This window comes from Myxococcus sp. AB025B (genome assembly GCF_006518215.1).
Lineage (GTDB): Bacteria > Myxococcota > Myxococcia > Myxococcales > Myxococcaceae > Myxococcus > Myxococcus fulvus.
In genome coordinates, this window is record NZ_SRLW01000022.1 from 22,918 (window position 1) to 40,132 (window position 17,215).

The 17,215-nt window shown below is 70.9% G+C and carries 15 protein-coding genes; 1 reads left to right on the top strand and 14 read right to left on the bottom strand.

Annotation, left to right across the window (positions count from 1 at the left end; translation table 11 throughout):
- Window positions 1-7: 7 nt before the first annotated feature.
- From FL311_RS05865 to FL311_RS05875, 3 genes are read right to left on the bottom strand one after another with little or no spacing between them, the layout of a single operon-like run.
- Complete coding sequence (locus FL311_RS05865) at window positions 8-3,343, bottom strand: non-ribosomal peptide synthetase (RefSeq protein WP_141323947.1); 3,336 nt, start codon at window positions 3,341-3,343, stop codon at window positions 8-10.
- Window positions 3,340-5,214, bottom strand: coding sequence for an alpha/beta fold hydrolase (locus tag FL311_RS05870; RefSeq protein ID WP_141323948.1), 1,875 nt, complete (start codon window positions 5,212-5,214; stop codon window positions 3,340-3,342). The genes FL311_RS05865 and FL311_RS05870 overlap by 4 nt, the downstream gene beginning before the upstream one ends.
- A gap of 14 nt (window positions 5,215-5,228) precedes the next feature.
- The gene (locus FL311_RS05875) at window positions 5,229-5,702 is read right to left on the bottom strand and encodes a hypothetical protein (RefSeq protein WP_141323949.1); all 474 of its coding nucleotides are present in this window, start codon (window positions 5,700-5,702) and stop codon (window positions 5,229-5,231) included.
- 198 nt (window positions 5,703-5,900) lie between these two features.
- On the opposite strand from FL311_RS05875, the gene FL311_RS05880 reads away from it, so the two are divergent.
- Window positions 5,901-7,175, top strand: a complete 1,275-nt coding sequence (locus tag FL311_RS05880; protein WP_228556691.1) for an FAD-binding oxidoreductase — start codon at window positions 5,901-5,903, stop codon at window positions 7,173-7,175.
- Window positions 7,176-7,184: 9 nt separating this feature from the next.
- On the opposite strand, the gene FL311_RS05885 is transcribed toward FL311_RS05880, so the two are convergent.
- The 11 genes from FL311_RS05885 to FL311_RS05935 are packed head-to-tail and all read right to left on the bottom strand — an operon-like array spanning window position 7,185 to window position 17,197.
- Entirely contained in the window at window positions 7,185-8,276 is a 1,092-nt protein-coding gene (locus tag FL311_RS05885; RefSeq protein ID WP_141323951.1) for an aminotransferase class I/II-fold pyridoxal phosphate-dependent enzyme, read from the bottom strand.
- A 2-nt stretch (window positions 8,277-8,278) separates the two neighbouring features.
- A complete protein-coding gene (locus tag FL311_RS05890) occupies window positions 8,279-9,295 on the bottom strand; it encodes a TauD/TfdA family dioxygenase (RefSeq protein WP_141323952.1) in 1,017 nt (338 codons plus the stop codon).
- Window positions 9,292-9,849 (bottom strand): GNAT family N-acetyltransferase, encoded by a 558-nt coding sequence (locus tag FL311_RS05895; RefSeq protein ID WP_141323953.1) that lies wholly within the window; start codon window positions 9,847-9,849, stop codon window positions 9,292-9,294. Before FL311_RS05895 ends, FL311_RS05890 begins: the two co-directional genes overlap by 4 nt.
- The gene (locus FL311_RS05900) at window positions 9,846-10,340 is read right to left on the bottom strand and encodes a GNAT family N-acetyltransferase (RefSeq protein ID WP_141323954.1); all 495 of its coding nucleotides are present in this window, start codon (window positions 10,338-10,340) and stop codon (window positions 9,846-9,848) included. Before FL311_RS05900 ends, FL311_RS05895 begins: the two co-directional genes overlap by 4 nt.
- A 15-nt stretch (window positions 10,341-10,355) precedes the next feature.
- A complete protein-coding gene (locus FL311_RS05905) occupies window positions 10,356-12,080 on the bottom strand; it encodes a fatty acyl-AMP ligase (RefSeq protein WP_141323955.1) in 1,725 nt (574 codons plus the stop codon).
- Between the two features lie 38 nt (window positions 12,081-12,118).
- Entirely contained in the window at window positions 12,119-13,120 is a 1,002-nt protein-coding gene (locus FL311_RS05910; RefSeq protein ID WP_141323956.1) for an acyl-CoA desaturase, read from the bottom strand.
- Window positions 13,121-13,136: 16 nt separating this feature from the next.
- Window positions 13,137-14,165 (bottom strand): zinc-dependent alcohol dehydrogenase, encoded by a 1,029-nt coding sequence (locus tag FL311_RS05915; protein WP_141323957.1) that lies wholly within the window; start codon window positions 14,163-14,165, stop codon window positions 13,137-13,139.
- Window positions 14,162-14,950 carry a thioesterase II family protein gene (locus FL311_RS05920; RefSeq protein WP_141323958.1) on the bottom strand — a complete coding sequence of 263 codons (789 nt, stop codon included), beginning with the start codon at window positions 14,948-14,950 and terminating at the stop codon, window positions 14,162-14,164. The genes FL311_RS05915 and FL311_RS05920 overlap by 4 nt, the downstream gene beginning before the upstream one ends.
- Before the next feature lie 3 nt (window positions 14,951-14,953).
- Window positions 14,954-15,916, bottom strand: a complete 963-nt coding sequence (locus tag FL311_RS05925; protein WP_141323959.1) for a cyclopropane-fatty-acyl-phospholipid synthase family protein — start codon at window positions 15,914-15,916, stop codon at window positions 14,954-14,956.
- Window positions 15,916-16,188, bottom strand: coding sequence for an acyl carrier protein (locus FL311_RS05930; RefSeq protein ID WP_141323960.1), 273 nt, complete (start codon window positions 16,186-16,188; stop codon window positions 15,916-15,918). Before FL311_RS05930 ends, FL311_RS05925 begins: the two co-directional genes overlap by 1 nt.
- A complete protein-coding gene (locus FL311_RS05935) occupies window positions 16,169-17,197 on the bottom strand; it encodes an acyl-CoA desaturase (RefSeq protein ID WP_223748731.1) in 1,029 nt (342 codons plus the stop codon). The genes FL311_RS05930 and FL311_RS05935 overlap by 20 nt, the downstream gene beginning before the upstream one ends.
- Between the last annotated feature and the right edge of the window lie 18 nt (window positions 17,198-17,215).

Consider the following 17,215-nt stretch of genomic DNA (forward strand, 5'->3'; position numbering starts at 1 on the left):
TGGGTGCTCATACCCCCGAGGTGGGCGCGTCCTTTCCGACGACGGGGATGGGGATGCGTCGTGCCTGCCTGTCGAGCGGCAGGAGGGCCGGCTCGGTGGACTTCGCGCCGCTGTCTCGCGAGGTGTCGAGCGCCTGCGCCAGCGCGGCCACCGTGGGCCGCTCGAAGAGGGTGCGCAGCGGGAGCTCCACCCCGGCCGCGGCGGACAGTCGGGACACGATGCGGGTGGCCAGCAACGAGTGGCCCCCCAGGTCGAAGAAGTCATCGAGCACGCCGACGCGCTGAAGCTCCAGGACCTCGCCCCACACGCGCGCCACCAGGGCCTCGGTGGCGGTGCGGGGCGCGACCGGCTCCGCGCGTGCCCGGGCGAGCGCATCCCGACTCACTGCGGGAAGCGCTCGGCGGTCCAGCTTCCCGTGAGAGGTCCTGGGCAGTGACTCCAGCGGAATGAACGCGGCGGGGACCATGTACTCCGGCAGCGCTCGCCGGAGCGCTCCCCGCAGGTTCGCCGGGTCGACCGACTGCCCCTCCTTGGGGACGACATATGCGAGCAGGCGCGCGCCATCGGTGCCGGTGCGCTCGGCCACCACCGCGGCGGCCTGCACCTCGGGTCGGCTCAACAGGGCCGCTTCGACCTCCGCGGGCTCAATCCGGTAGCCGCGGACCTTCACCATCTCGTCCGCGCGTCCCACGAAGCACAGGTCGCCCTCGCGCTGACGGCGCACCACGTCGCCGGTGCGGTACATGCGCGCGCCGGGCTCGGTGGAGAAGGGGTCCGGCAGGAAGCGCTCCCCCGTGAGGTCCGGCCGTCGGTGATAGCCGCGCGAGACACACGCGCCCCCCAGATACAGCTCACCCGGAACCCCGGGCGGGACGGGCTCCAGGTTCGTGTCCAGGACATACGTGCGGACCCGAGGCAGTGACCTGCCGATGGGCGGTGTGACCTGGAGGTCCTCGGGGCACAGCGTGCAGGTGCTCCAGATGGAGCCCTCGGTGGGACCGTAGACGTTGAACAGTCGCCGTCCGCGTCCCCAGCGCGTCACCAGCTCCAGCGGACAGGCCTCTCCGCCCACCACCATCACCCGCAGCTCGGGAAGCTCCGCCCAGGGCAGCGCGGCCAGCGAGGAAGGGGGCAGCGTGACGGCGTGGATGCGCTGCTCCTTCAGCAGCTCCAACAGCGGGGCTCCAGGCAGCAGCGCCTTCGTCGGCGCCAGATAGAGCGTCCCACCCGAGCGCAGCGCCATCAGCAGCTCGAACAGCGAGACATCGAAGGTCCACGCGGAGAACTGGAGGATGCGGGCCGAGGGTGGCAGGTCGAAGAGGCGCTGCTCGGCCTCGGCCGCGTTGCACACGGTGCGGTGGGCCACCGCCACGCCCTTGGGGCGCCCCGTGGAGCCGGAGGTGTAGATGACATACGCCAGGTTGTCCGGTGTGGCCTGGGGACGCAGGTCGCTCGGGTCCTCCTCCTCCAGCGCGCCCCAGAGCGAGTCCACCGTGAGCCGTGTTCCCGAGAAGGGCGGCAACCGCTCGCATAGCGCCTCCTCCGTCACGAGGAGCCGCGCTCCCGAGTCCTCCAGCACATACGCCATGCGGTCCTGGGGATGCGCCGGGTCCATCGGGACGTAGACGCCCCCGGCCTTCCAGAGGGCCAGCACGACGACGACCAGGTACGGTGAGCGCTCCAGGCACACGCTGACAGGAACCTCCGGGCCGACGCCCAGAGCGCGCAGTCGTCGCGCCAGCTGGTTCGACCGGGCATTGAGCTGGCCATAGGTGAGCGTGCGTCCGGGTGACTCCAGCGCGAGCGCCTCCGGGCGGAGCCTCGCCTGTCGCTCACAGAGCTGATGGAGCAGGTCGAAGTCCGGCGCATCATCATCGACAGGCGGGACGTCGGGCGCCTCGACACGAGGGCTCATCGAGAGCCGCGAGATGCGCCGCTCCGGATGAGACGCCGCGCTCGCCAGGAGGGCCTGGAGGTTCTCCGCGAGGCTCACCACGGTGGGCGCGTCGAACAGGCTGGTGTTGTACTCCAGGGCCATGAGCAGCCCGCCGTCCGTCGTCTCCATGGCGCACACGGTGAGGTCGAACTTCGACGTCCCGGCGCTGAACTGCGGCGCGGCGAAGCGGGTGCTCATCTCCAGGTTCGCCTGCGCGTTCTGCAGGATGAACATCACCTGGAAGAGCGGGTTGTGGGACAGGTTGCGCTCGGGCTGGAGCTCCTCCACCAGACGGTCGAAGGGGAGCTCCTGGTGCGCGAAGGCCTCCAGCGTCACGTCCCTCACGCGGGCCACCAGCTCACGGAAGGTCGGGTCCCCGGACAGGTCCACGCGCAGGACCAGCGTGTTGACGAAGAAGCCGATCAACCCCTCCGTCTCCACCCGGGTCCGATTGGCGATGGGCGCGCCCACCACCACGTTCGTCTGTCGGCTGTAGCGCTGGAGCAGCACCTCCACCGCCGCCAGCAGCGACATGAAGAGCGTGGCGTTGAGCTCGCGGCCCACGGCGCGCAGCCCCTCCACCGTGGAGGCCTGAATCGGGAGGGTGTACGTGGCGCCTCGGAACACCTGCACCGGGGGGCGCGGCCGGTCCGTGGGCAGGTCCAGCAGCGTGGGCATCCCCGCCAGCCGCTGCTTCCAGTAGGAGAGGTGCCGTCGCAGCACGTCGCCGCGCAGCCAGTCGCGCTGCCACACCGCGAAGTCCGCGTACTGGATGGGCAGCTCCGGGAGCGGTGAGGGCTGGCCGGCGCTGAACGCGGCATACAGCGCGGAGACCTCGCGCGCGAGCACGCCCATCGACCAGCCATCCGAGACGATGTGGTGCATGCCCAGCACCAGCACGTGGTCGTCCTCGGCCAGTCGGAAGAGGGTGGCGCGCAGCGGCGGCTCCTCGGTGAGGCGGAACGGGCGGTGGGCCTCGAGGGCGGTGCGTCGCGCGGCCTCCGCTTCTCGTTGCTCGGGGGGAAGCTCGCTCAGGTCGACCACCGGCAACGTGAGCGCGCGGTGCGCCGCCACGTGCTGGGTCGGCTCTCCGTCCTGGAGGACGAACGTGGTCCGGAGCACCTCGTGACGGCGCACCACCTCGTTCAGCGCCTCCTCCAACCTGGAGGGCCAGAGCAGGCCCCGGAAGCGCGTGGCGAGCGGCAGGTTGTAGAACGGATTGCCCGGCTCCAACTGCTCCAGGAACCACAGTCGCTGCTGCGCGAAGGACAGCGGCGGTGGACCGGAGTCCGCGGGACGCCTCGGGATGCGGTCTGGCGCGGCGGTGGGCTTGAGCAGGCGACGCTCCAGCAGGGCGCGCTTCTCGGGTGAGAGGTTGGCGATGCGCTCGCCGACGCGCTGGCTCATGTCACGCGCTCCACTTCTCCGGACAGGCCATCCACCTGGCGCGGGTCCGCGAAGAACCGCTCCATCACCTCGGCGACGAGCGCGGGGCAGTCATAGAGGCAGTAGTGCGTGCCCGCGTGGACCTCCAGGTAGCGTCCGTCGGCGAAGCGCCGAGCCACGTCACGGGCCGCCGCGGACGAGGCCACCCGGTCCAGCGCTCCTCCCAACAGCAGCACGGGCACGCGGACCTCCCGGGCCCGGGCCCGGACGTCATAGGCCCAGAAGTCGATGAGCTGCCGGGCGTAGTCGAGCGTCGACGCCTCCGTCCGGAACGGCGCCAGCACCTCCGTCTCGAGATCCCGGTTCATCAGGGTGAGGACCTCGGTGGACTCGGGCGGGGGCGCGCTCGCGCGGGTCCGCAGGGAGTTCATCACCGAGGACACCATCGCGGGGCGCCGGTCGAGCATCCGGAACAGCGGCTCCAGCGTCTCCTCGTAGTCGGTGTCCAGCTCCTTCGGGCCGCCGTCGCACTTGAACGACGGGTTGAGGAACACCGACGAGACGACGGCGTCCGGGTGCCGGAGGCTGAACTCCACCGCCACCGAGGCGCCGGTGCACCAGCCCACCAGGTGGCAGCGCGAGACACCCTCCGCGTCGAGCACCGCCTCCAGGTCCTTCACCTGGTCCTCGAGGAGCAGAGGGCGCGCCGCTTCCCGTGGCTCCCAGAGCAGGACGCGGCGTCCCGTGGAGAGCAGTCGCTCCACCAGCCGCGCCCAGTAGCGCAGGCCCTGTCCCAACGCATTGAGGATGACCACCGGGGGCTCACCCGTGCCTCCGGAGAGGCACGTCAGCTCCGAGTCGCCACCGACGGCCACGGTCGAGCGTCGCAGCGAGGACCAGAGCGTGTCGACCCGCCGCCGCCGCTCCGCGTGGGCCGCGTCCTGGGCCGTCCTCACGGCGCGGAACATCGACCGCCAGGCCCTGGACTCCATCGTCAGCGCTCGCGGCTCCAAGCCCGGGAAGGCGTGGAGCGGCTCGGAGCCCCGAGGTGGTGACACGTGCAGGTGTCGCTCGAAGTCCCGGAGCCGCAGCTGGAACAGCCGGTCCACGGGCGCCAGGGATTCGTGCTGACCGACGGCGAGCAGGCTCAGCCCATACTCCAGGCCCAGGTGCTCGCAGAGCTCCGCGAAGGGAAGGGGCACGGGCGCGACGAGGTCGAGGACTCGGCCTCGGGTGTCGGGACGGCTCGCCAGTCCGCGCGACAGCTTCACGGCGTGGTGGACCGGCAGGATGCTCAGTTGCGCGTCGATGGGGGCGCGCACCCGCAGCGCGTGGTGGTCGAAGTACTCGGGGGCACGCTCCTCGACCTCGTGCTTCAGCGTGTGCAGGACCGAGAGCAGCGGCAGCAGTCCTTCACTCCAGCCCGTGCCTTCCTCGGAGGGCACGCCCAGCAGGAGCCCCGGGCGGAACAGCCGCCAGGGGATGTCCCGTGCCCCGCATGGTCCCGCGAGCTGGCGCTCCAGCTCCACCGTCGACACGGAGGGTTGGCTCACCAGGTTCAGCTCGCCGATGCGCGAGCGAGGCAACGCCTCCAGGGCCGCCGAAGACAGACACCACAGCTCGTCCACCGGCGCGTCCCACTCCCCTGGAACGACCCAGCGCAGGCGCGTGGCCAGCAGCTCCTCGCGGACGCCCTCCGACATCGTCGGCGCGAGGTGTCTCGCGGCGTGACGGATGGCCTCCAGGGGCCCCGTGCGGGCTCCCGGGAGCGGCGGGCTCGACACCCCACAATGGATGAGCTCTCCCGGCTCCCGGGGCGACAACAACGCGTCCGCCACCAGGTGGCTGCCCAGGAGGCTCTCCACTCCGAACATCAGCACCGTGCGGCTCACGGAGCGCGCTCGGGCTACTTCGGGGGAGCGGCGGGCGGCGTGGGCTTCCTGCTGGGATCCGGCTCGATGCGCTCAGCACCTCCCGAGGGAGTGTCGCCCTTCCCCAGCACCCCCGGGTCGTTCAGCCAATAGCCATACATGGCGATGTGATGAAAGGTCTGTGACCAGGCCATCAGCGCAATCGAGTCCAGGGCATGGACATCCGTGTTGGCCATGACCTTCTCGACCGCGGACTTGTAATCCTTCAATGCATTCAGATAACGCTGGGTGAGGTCGACGTCCTTCCAGGCGTCGTCGATCCGCTGGCGATGCTCCGCGTGGGCCGTGGCGTAATCCTTGCCACCGTCCCAGGGTTGCTGCGCCGCCATGAAGACCCGCCGCTGGGCCTCGTTCGAGGACCCTCCCAGTTCGAGCATGAATGCGTTGTAGGCGGACTCCAATTGCTTGTAGACGGAGTCCGCGGAAGCCCCAGGCCGCCCATTCGCCATGAGTCCCTCCCGGAAAGTTGGAGGATGCTATTGTAAAGGATTGTCACGGTCAATGCGTCGCCCGGGGCGGAGTGTCTTCTTTTGGAGAGAGCAGCCATGGAGTCATTGATTGCTCGGTTGCGGCAGTCCATCGGACCGGAGTCTGTCTTGACGGGGGGGGATGCCACCCGGCGGATGGCGCCGGGGAGCCGGTCATCCGTGCTGTTGCTGCCCCGTGACACCGAGGACGTGAGCCGGGTGCTCGCGCTGTGTCATCAGGCCCGTCGGCCCGTGGTCGCGCAGGGGGGGCTGACGGGGCTGGTGCACGGCGCCGTGTGCGGGGTGGACGAGGTGGCGCTCGCGTTCGACCGGATGCGGCGCATCGAGGAGGTGGATGTCCTCAATCGCTGCCTGACGGCGCAGGCCGGAGTGCCGTTGCAGGCGGCGCAGGAGGCGGCGGAGGAGGTGGGGTTGATGGTGCCCGTGGACCTGGGGGCTCGCGGCAGCGCCACCGTGGGAGGCACCGTGGCCACGAACGCGGGCGGCACGCGCGTCCTGCGCTTCGGGATGATGCGGGAGGCGGTGCTGGGCCTGGAGGCGGTGCTGGCCGACGGCACCGTGGTGGACTCGCGCGGGAAGATGCTCAAGAACAACGCGGGCTATGACCTGAAGCACCTGTTCATCGGCTCGGAGGGCACGCTGGGCCTGGTGACGCGGGTGGTGCTGCGGCTGCGGCCGCTGCCCCGGGGGCACCACACGGCGCTGGTGGCGGTGGACGGCTTCGAGCGCCTGGCCCGCTTCCTCGGGGTGATGGAGGCGAGCCTCCAGGGCGAGCTCACCTCGTTCGAGGTGATGTGGCGCTCGTTCTACGACTTGATGACCACGCCTCCCTCGCGTGGCCGGCCCATCCTCCCCGCGGGGTGTGAGTACTACGTGCTGGTGGAGACCATGGGGCCCCGGGCGGAGGAGGGCGGCGAGACGCTGCTGTCGGCCCTGGCCCAGGCACAGGCGCAGGGGCTCCTCGCCCACTCGGCGGTGGCCACCAGCGCCGCGCAGCGCCGCGAGATGTGGAGCCTGCGCGAGGAGCTGGACCCGCTCAAGCGCACCGGCCCCGTCTTCTCCTACGACGTCAGCCTGCCCCTCGACGCGATGGAGGACTATGTCGCGCGGGTGAAGGCGCGGCTCGCGGAGCGCTTCGGCGCCGCGCACCACTGCCATGTCTTCGGACACCTCGCGGATGGGAACCTGCACCTGTCCATCGGCGCGGGAGGCTCGGACGCGCACGGCGACGTCGACGACATCGTCTATGGGACGCTGGAGCGGCAGACGAGCTCGGTCTCCGCGGAGCACGGAATCGGGCTGCTCAAGAAGGGGCACCTGTGGCGCTCGCGGAGCGAGGCCGAGCTGGCCGTGATGCGCGTGCTCAAGCACGCCCTGGACCCGCATGGCATCCTCAATCCGGGCAAGGTGTTCGAGCTCCACCGCCCGGAGTGAGCGGGCGCGTCAGGGATTCGGGACGGAGGCGAGCGCCTCCGCCAGCAGCTCGCGGGCCGCCAGCGGCCCCACGGTGATTCGCACGAGCTGACCGAAGGGCTCCGAGGGATGGCGCACGAGGATGTCCTTCTCGTCCAGCCAGCGCGCGACCGCTCGGGCCCGCGTGGTTCCGCCGAAGTCGAAGCTCACGAAGTTGGCGGAGCTGGGGAGCGCCGTCGCGCCCACGCGCCGGGCCAGCTCGGCGTAGTGCTCCCGTCCCTCGCGCGTCGCGCCAATCACCTGGCCCAGGAAGTCGACGTCCCGCCAGGCCGCCAGCGCCAGCTCCTGGGAGAGCTGACTCACCGCGAAGTGCTGACGGATGCGGTCCAGCGTCGACACCTGCTCGGGGGACGCGAGCGCATAGCCCACGCGCGCGGCCGCCAGGCCATGGGCCTTGGAGAACGTGCGCAGCCGCACCAGGTTGGGGCGGCTGCGCGTGAAGGGGAGCACGCTGCCCGGGTCCGCGAACTCGACGTAGGCCTCGTCGAGCAGCAGCAGGCACTCCTCGGGGAGCTGGTCCAGCAGCCGCTCCAGCTCCGCGGGGCCATGGTGCGTGCCCGTGGGGTTGTCCGGATTGGCCAGATACAGCAGCTTCGCGCGCTGTCGTCGCGCGGCGTCGACCAGCGCGTCCAGGTCGTTCCATCCGGCGCGCGTGTACGGCACGTGGACCAGCCGCCCGCCACAGCCGCGCACGTAGTAGTCGAAGCTGGGGTAGCCGCCGAGCGAGGTCACCGCGGTGTCGCCCTGGTCCAGGTAGGCCCGCGAGAAGAGGCCGAGCAGCCCTTCGATTCCCTCCGCCACCACCACGTGCTCGTGCGTCAGGCCCCGGCCCTGGGCAATCGCCGTCCGCAGCTCGAGCTGCGCGGGGTCCGAGTAGTAGGGCAGCTCGCCGCCGCGCGTGGCCAGCACCCGCGAGACGGCGGGGGACACGCCGAACAGACACTCGTTGGCGCCCAGCCGGACCCGGTAGGGGCGCCCGCGCTTGCGCTCCAGCTCCCGCCGCCCCGGGAAGGGCTGCGACAGGTTCAGCGAGGCCACCAGATGGGAGAAGGAGGGAGGCATCGTCAGTCCTTGATCATCCCGACGAGGATGCGGCGCTGCCCCCGGTACTGGCGGCGGCCGTGCATGGCCAGGACGTTGTCGAGCAGCAGCACGTCACCGCGCTCCCAACGCAGGGGGACCTCCGACTGCTCGAGCACGTCCCAGACGTGCTCCGCGTCCTCGGCGGACACGCGGGTGCCGTCGCGGTGGAAGCAGTGGTCCATCAGCTCCGGCGTCTCGGCCATCTGTCGCCGCAGGTCCGCCGCGTCCGCGGAGCGGCCATCGCGCAGCGCCCAGCGCACCATGCACTCCGGCATGTGGTAGTGGACCTGGTTCGCCCAGACGCGCTCCCCGGTGCGCGGGTGGGCCTTGAAGGCGGGGAGCACCTGCTGCCACAGCAGCATGGACTCGTCCGGGCGCCACTCCACCTTCCATTCCTTCTCGCGCGCGATGCGCTCCACCTCGTCCCGGTCCGTGGTGAGGAACACCTGGTTCCAGGGACGGGGGATGCTGTTCTCCTCGCCGGTGGACGGGCTGCGCAGGGCGCGCCGCACGCCGACCCCCTGGGCGTCGAACCGCGCGCGCACGCCCGCGTCCAGCCGCTCGGTCACCTTCCGCGCGTCGGCCAGCGGCGTCTCGCCCATCTCGTCGGGGGGCACCTCGCAGAACAGCGCCAGCGCGTCGGGGCGGCTGGCCTGGTAGGCCATCTCCTGATGCAGCGCGAGCGAGTGCGTCCCCGGCAGTCCGGACGCCGTGGTGACGCGGCCGTGGACGACCTTGCGCGGCGCCGTGCCGCCCACGTACTCCATCAAGTCATTGGCGATGGCGCCCAGCACGTCCGCGAAGGCCGGCGCGGAGTCCAGCGCCTGGAAGCCGCGCACCAGCACCGCGCCATGTCTGTCCCGGGCGGCGTTGAGCGCGCCCTTGTGCTCGCGCAGCCAGTCCACCATCTGCTCGCGCGAGGCGTCCTGTCCCTGGGTGATGCGCCAGACCCGGGGCAGCGGCTCGTCACCCACGAAGGTCTCCTCGAAACGAATCACCGTGCGCCTCCTCGACTCGATGGAACCTTCTCCAGCAGGTGACGCAGCGCGGGCGGGTCCTCCTCCAGGAGGTCCTTCTGGATCCACGCCACGTTCTCGAAGTGGTCGCCGAAGGTCGCCACGCCCGGCAGCAGGGCCATGGGCCGGAAGCCCGCCTGCAGACAGCCGGAGATGCTGACCACGTTCTTCTCGAACGCCAGCGACACCAGCGAGCGCAGCCCGCGCTTGCGGGCCTCGGACACCAGGCACGCCAGGAGCAGGCCGCCGATGCCGCTCGCGCGATGCGTCTCGTCCACGTACGCGGAGATCTCCGCGATGCCCGGGTAGGACGGCCGGACGGCGAAGGGGATGAGCGAGCACCAGCCCTGCACGTCACCGGACGGTGTCTCGTAGACCCACGCGCCGAAGGGCGCCTGGAAGCGCTTGAGCCACGCGACGCGGTCCTCGGCGGTGACGGGCTTGTTCACCGGGACGGCGTAGATGCCCGGCTTCATCGCCTGATTGTAGATGCGCGCCAGCGCGGGCGCGTCTCGCTCCTCGGCGGGCCTCATCATGTCAGCGTCCTCTGGAAGACGAGGGTGTCACGCCACTCGGCGCCCACGGGCACCACGCCCTTGAGCCAGCCCACGTTGCGGAAGCCCTGGCGCACACACCACGCGATGAGGAACGCGGGCGTGGGCTGCGCGAGCACCACCAGCGCCCGCAGCTCCAGCGCGCGTGCCCGGGCCAGCGCGTGCTGCGCCAGCTCCCGGCCGATGCCATGGCGGCGCTTGGGCTCATCGACGAAGAGCGCCACCTCCGCGATGGTGTCGTAGATGTCGCGTTGCGTGTGGCTGGTCAGCGCGCCCCAGCCCGCCAGCTCGCCCGGCGTGTCCTCCCACACCCAGGACTCCAGCGGCCGGGGCCCGCCGGAGAGCCGCGCCCCCAGCTGGTCGGCGGTCAGCTCCACCGGTCCCCAGGTGGAGCCCCCTCGCGCAATCTCCGCGTTGCAGATGCGGACCGCGGCGGGCAGGTCGGTGGGCTCCAGTCGTCGAATCGCTCCCATGCCATCCTCCTCCCGCTAGCTCTGACCGACGAGGGGCAGCTGCTCCTTCTGCCAGAGCTCACGGGTGGCCTTGCGTCGTATCTTCCCGCTGGTGGTGCGCGGTATTGCCCCGGAGGTCGTGAGCAGCACTTTGTAGGTGGTGAGCTCATGCTCGTGGACCACCGCGCGTCGCACCGCGCCGACGACGTCCGCCACGTCCAGGCCGGCGATCTGGTCCTCGCGCACCTCACACGCGATGACCAGCTGCTCCTGCTCCTGGGAGCCCTCCAGCGTGAAGGCGGCCGAGTGTCCGCGGCGGATCGCGGGGTGGCTCTTCTCCGCCGTCAGCTCCAGGTCCTGCGGGTAGAAGTTGGAGCCCCGGATGATGAGGATGTCCTTGAGACGACCGGTGATGAACAGCTCGCCGGTGTCGTCCATGCAACCCAGGTCCCCGGTGCGCAGCCACGTGGCGCCGTCCTCGCCGACGATGCGGGCCTCGAAGATCTCCCGCGTGGCGTCCGCTTTCTGCCAGTACCCGTGCGCGACGTTGGGGCCGTGCACCCAGATCTCCCCCACGTGCCCGGGGGGAAGCCGCTGGTGCGAGTCGGGCGCGACGATGGCCAGCTTCTCGCCGGTGAGGGCCCTGCCGCAGCCGACCAGGTCCTGCGAGCGCTCACCGGGCGCGGGCGCCAGCGCGCGATCCTTCTGCAGTGACTCGCGCCCCACGTTCCACAGCCGGGGCGGACTGCCGCGCTTGCCCACGGAGATTTGAAGGGTGGCCTCTGCCATGCCGTAGGTGGGGCGCGGCGAGAAGCGGGGGAGGCCGTGGGCGGCGAAGACCTCCGCGAAGCGGGTGATGGTGCTGGCGCGCACGGGCTCGGCGCCGTTGAGCGCCAGCTCCCAGCACGACAGGTCCGTGCCCTTCATCCGCTCCGCGTCGTACTTCTCCAGGCACAGGTCGTAGGCGAAGTTCGGCGCGATGGCCATCTCCGCCCGGTACGTGCTGATGGCGCGAGGCCACGACAGCGGATGCGCGACGAAGGCCTGGGGCGACATCAGCACGCACTGCGCGCCGACGTACGCGCCCTGGAGGGCGTTAAAGATGAGCCCCATGTCGTGGTACATCGGAATCCACCCGACGCGCGTCGCGTGGCGCCACAGGTCGCCGCCCTGGCTGATCATCTCCACGTTCGCGCACAGGTTGCCGTGGCTGACCATCACCCCCTTGGGCGCCGACGTGGACCCGGACGTGTATTGCAGGAGTGTGATGGCGTTCGGGTCCGGCTCCCTCACCGCGAGCGGCGGCCCGCTGTCGTCGGTGGCGTTCGCCTCCACGCCCAGCCACTCCATGCTCCGGGCGGCGGGCACCTGCGCGTAGGCGGCGCTCACGGCCTCGCGGGCCGCGGCGGTGGTGAGGCCGAGCCTGGGCGCGCAGTCCTCGACGATGGAGATGCTGGAGTCGCGCAGGCGCATCTGGCGCGGGAGGATGGTGGGCACCGCCACGATGCCCGCGTACTGGCAGGCGAAGAAGGCGACGAGGAACTCCAGGCCCGGAGGGAAGGCCAGGAGCGCGCGCTCACCGGGGCCCGCCTTCGTGGCCATCACCCTGGCGAGCGCGGTGGCGCGTCGGTCCAGCTCCGCGTACGTCAGGACGGCGGCCTCCTCCCCGCGCTCGCCGAGGAAGACGTAGGCGCGGTCCTCGGGGTGGTCGGAGGCATGGGTGCGCAGCGCGGTGACGAGGGAGGGGTAGCGGGTCTGCATGGAAGCCTCGCGCAAGCAAAGCGTGGGGAAGAGGGGACTCAGCCCGGCATCCGGGCGCCAGCGGTGGGCTCGGCGGCGGGCTCGTCGAGCGCCTCCAGGCGCTGGATGCGGCCGGCGATGCGCTCGGCGTCCGGACGCTTCACGTCCCAGACGAGCCCCACCGCCTCCATGACGCGGATGATCCAATAGCCCGGGTCCAGCTGGTACCAGCGGAACCCGAAGTTGGCCGAGTCCGGGAACGCGTGGTGGTTGTTGTGCCAGCCCTCGCCCCAGGTGATGAGGCCGAAGAGCGCGTTGTTGTGGCTGTGGTTGTCCTTCATCTTGAACATCCGCGTGCCGAACATGTGCGTCAGCGAGTTGAGCGCGGACACCTGCTGGGCCACCACGAACTGGCGCACCACGCCGCCCCACAAGAAGCCGGTGAGCGCACCCAGCCAGCTCTGCGTCAGCGCGCCGGCGATGACGCCGGGCAGGACGAGCCCCAGCACCGCCCAGCGCAGGTAGCCCCGGTCCGCCTTCATGATGGCCTTGTCGGCCAGCAGGTCCGGCACGTAGTGCACCACGTTGGGGTACTCGTGCTTGAGCATCCAGCTGAAGTGCGAGTACCAGAGGCCCTTGAGGCGCAGGCGCCACGTCTGGCCGAACAGGTTGGGCGAGTGCACGTCGCCCTCGTGGTCCGCCAGCTCGTGGTGGCGCCGGTGCTGCGACGTCCAGGTGATCATGGAGCTGCGCGCCGCCATGCAGCCGAAGACGGTGAGCAGCACGCGCACGGGCGTGCTCGTCTTGAAGGCGCGATGGGTGAACAGCCGGTGGAAGCCGATGCTGACCGAGAAGCCCGTCAGCGCCCACATCACCGCGAACAGGGTGAGGTCCAGAGCCGTGGGCGGCCGGACGGTGAAGGCCAGCCACAGCGCGCCCACGGTGCCCAGCGTGGGGAGGATGTCGAAGAGGATGAAGTGGCGGCGCTGCAGCTTGTGCAGATACGGGCTGCTCACCGCCTTCTTGTCCCGCTTGCCTGCGACCTGCTCGACGTGGGCCATGGGGCTCCTCCGCGTGCTACGTCATCCTCAACACCAGGCGTCCCTGGACCTGCCGCTGGCGCAGCGCGGTGATGGCGCCGTTGACGTCGTCCAGCGTCCTGCTCTCCACCAGCGGCCGCACCTTGCCGGCGGCCACCAGCGCCAGCGCCTCGCGCACGTCCTGCCGGGTGCCGATGAGCGTCCCGCGCACCGACAGGCCCTTGATGACCAGGTCGAACACGGACAGGGGCAGGGGCTCCGGCGCCACGCCGACCACCATCAGCGTCCCGGCCCGCCGGAGCATCCGCGCGCCTTGCTCCATCGCCTTCGCCGCGCCCGTGGTGACCACCACGCCATGCGCGCCGCCCCCGGTGCGGTGGACGATGCGGTTGACGGGGAACTCCTTCTCCGCGTTGACGGTGAAGCTCGCCCCGAGCGACTCGGCCAGCGCCGCCTTCTCCGCGCTCACGTCCACGGCGGCGACCTTCAACCCCAGCGCCGTCGCGTACTGGATGGCCAGGTGCCCCGCGCCGCCCACGCCGGAGACGACGACCCACGAGTCCGGCCGCGCGCCGAGCGTCTTCAGCGCCTTGTAGCTCGTCACGCCCGCGCACAGGATGGGCGCCAGCTCCTCCAGGGAGGGCCCGTCCGGCAGCGGCACGGCGAAGGACTCGGACACCACGCAGTAGTCCGCGTAGGTGCCGTTCACGTTGTAGCCGGTGCCCACCTGGCGCACGCACAAGGGCTCGTGGTCGGTGGCGCAGTCCTCGCACGCGCCGCAGGCGGAGTTCAGCCAGAACACGCCGACGCGGTCTCCCTCCTTGTGCGAGCGCACGCCCTCGCCCAGGCCCGCGACGTAGCCGGTGGCCTCGTGGCCCAGCACCACCGGGAAGCGGGGCTTCTTCATCGGCCACTCGCCGTCGAGGATGCTCACGTCCGTGTGGCACACGCCGCTGGCGGCGACTCGCACCAGCACCTCGCCGGGGCCGGGCTCGGGGATGGGGACCTCGCGCAGCTTCAGGGGCTCGCCGATGGCCTCCGCGAAGGCGGCGCGCATGAGCTTCATGATGCGGACCTCAGAGGCGTGGGAGTGGACGCGGACAGCGTCGCGCGGACGCCCTCCACGATGGAGGTGATGAGCACGGCCTGGCCCTCCTTGCCGAAGAAGTGGCCGCCCGGGAGCACCCGCCGGGTGAAGGTGCCGCCCGCCAGCTCGGACCAGGCCTCCCAGTCCTCGCGGACCACCAGGTTGTCGTGCTCGCCGATGAACGTGTGCAGCGGGAACGGCAACGGAGGCTCGCGCCGGTACGCGTACTCGTCCGACAGGGCGAGGTCCGCGCGGATGGTGGGCAGGTAGTACTCGCGGCGCTTCGCGGTGCCGAGCAGCCCCGGGGGGATGCCGCCCAGCGCGTGGAGCCGGTCCACCAGCGCCAGCTCCGGCAGCGTGTGCAGCTCGTGCGCGGGCCGCAGGGGCTTGTGCGGCGCGCGGCGGCCGGAGATGAAGAGCGCCAGCGGCGGGGGCTCCTGCTGGCGACGCAGCTCGCTCGCCAGCTCGAAGGCGATGAGCGCGCCCATGCTGTGCCCGTAGATGACCAGGGGCAGGTCCAGCAGCGCGCGCACCTGGGCGAACAACGGAGGCAGGACCTCTTCCACCCGCTCACACGGCGGCGTGTCCCTGCGGTCCTCGCGGCCTGGGAGCTGGACCTTCACCAGCTCCAGCCAGTCGGGCAGGACGGCGCGCCAGCCATTGAAGCTGGAGGCGCCGCCGCCCGCGTGGCCCAGGCACAGCAGGCGCGCCGAGGGCGGAGCCGTGCCCTCCGCGTGGCGCAGCCAGGGTGAGTGGATGGACATGGCTCAGGCGCCCCGGGGTCCCCAGTGGTCGGTGCCGTTGACGGACCAGTGGGGCGAGATGGGCCGCAGCATGAAGCGCAGCAGGTGCTGCTTGCCCAGGCGGAAGCCCATGGAGGTGAGCTTGAAGTAGCGCTCCGTGCGCGCCACCGTCTCCTCGCCGACGAGCTTCACCGCCTCCGCGCGGTGGCGGCGCAGGTTGGTGGCCCACCGATCATACGTGCGCGCGTAGTGGAGCCGGTCGTTGCGGAAGGCGACGATCTCGAACAGCCCCTCGGCCGCGGCGACAATCTCTCCGAGGAAGGGCAGGTCCGAGTCCGGGAAGATCTCCCGGTTCATGAAGTCGCTGGCGTCCTCGCGCCGCATGTCCCCGAAGGCGATGGTCTGCAGGGACAGGCGCCCGGACGGCGTGAGCCACTTGTGGCAGCGCGCGAAGAAGTCCGCGTAGACGGCGACCTTCTCCTCGGGCGTCTCCTCGCGCTTGGCGAAGTGCTCCAGCGCGCCCACGGAGATGATGGAGTCGTAGGGGCGGGCGGGCTCGTGCGTGGCCCAGTTCTCCACCCGGACCTCCACCCGGGGCAGGTTCAGCGAGCGCAGGTAGTCGGCCTGCAGCGGGCTGAGCGTGAGGCCCACCGTGCGCTCCACGGAGGGACGCGCGGAGGTGTGCCGCAGCACCGAGCCCCAGCCGCACCCCACGTCGAGCACCGTGCGCGCGTTGGCCACGTTGGCGCTCGCCAGGTGCCAGTCGATCTTCCGGATCTGCGCCCGCTCCAGCGGCTCGTCCGGGTCCTCGAAGAGCGCGCAGGAGTAGGTCATCGTCGGACCGAGGACCAGCTCCCAGAAGCGCGCGTCGTGGTCGTAGTGCGCCTGGATGCCCTCCTGTGAGCCGCCGTACTTGTCGCCCTCGCGCTCCCGGAGCGCCGCGGCGGTGCCGGTGGGCGCCTCGTCCACCCGAGCCGGGCTGCCCATCACGCGCCTCCCGCCGCCGAGGGCAGCTTCGTGGCCAGGTGCTTGGAGATGGACGCGAGGGTGGGGTACTCGAAGAGCAGCTCCGGCATCAGCTCGATGCCCAGGTGCTCCTCCAGGGACATGATCAACGCCACGGCCGTGGACGAGTCCAGGCCCAGCCGCTCCACCTCCACGTTGGGGTCGATGCGGGATGGAGGCGTGTCGAGGATCCTCGCCACGTAGTTGATGCACCACGACTGAATCGACGCCGCGTCATGAGCCTTGGCTTCCATGGGTCGCTTCGTTCCTCTGTAGGTGGGCGTTGCTGTCCTTGATGGCCGCGCGGGCGCGGCGTGCTTCCTTCTGCTCCGGCGTGGGGACGATGACGTGCGTGGCCAGCCCGAGCTTCTCGAGCAGGCGGATGAACCAGTAGGAGAGGTCCACCCGGTACCAGGCGAGGGCGAACGAGGCGGACCGGGGGAAGGCGTGGTGGTTGTGGTGCCAGCCCTCGCCCCAGATGAGCATCCCCAACAACGGGTTGTTGCGGCTGTTGTCCTTCAGCTGGAAGGGCCGGGAGCCCAGCGTGTGGAGAATGGAGTTCAGCGCGGAGATGGACTGCGCCACCACGAACATCCGCACCACGCCACCCCACAGGAAGCCCGCGAGCGCGCCCTCCCAGGTCCGCGTCACCAGGGCGCCGATGGCCGTCGGCACGACGAGCCCCAGCACCACCCACGTCTGGTAGTGGCGCGAGGCGCGGACGATGGCCCGGTCCTCCAGGAGGTCGGGCACGTAGTGCACGATGTTCGGATACTCGTGCTGGAGCATCCACGTGAAGTGCGCGTGGACCAGCCCGCGCACCCGGCCCCCGAAGTCCGCGCCGTGCAGGTTGGGCGAGTGCATGTCCCCCGGGCGGTCCGCCAGCCGGTGGTGACGCCGGTGCATGGCCGCCCAGGAGATGACGGGCCCCAGCGCCGCCATGCTCCCCATGATGGCGAGCGCCACGCGAACGGGCGTGGGCGCCTTGAAGGAGCGGTGCGTGAAGAAGCGGTGGTAGCCCGCCGACACACCCAGCCCGGTGATGAGCCACATCACCCCGAACAACCCCAGCTCCAGCGCGCCGATGGGCCGCACGAAGGCCCAGCCCACCGCCGCGAGCGTCCCGAGCAACGGGCCCACGTTGAACAGGAAGAAGTGTCTGCGCTGCATCCGACGGAGGAAGGGGCTCTCAATCGCCAGGCGTCTGGCTTTGCCCTCCCGAGCGTCGCCCTCCAGGCCGTCCACGTCGAGTGCGTTGGACATAGCGGAACGAAGCCCCTT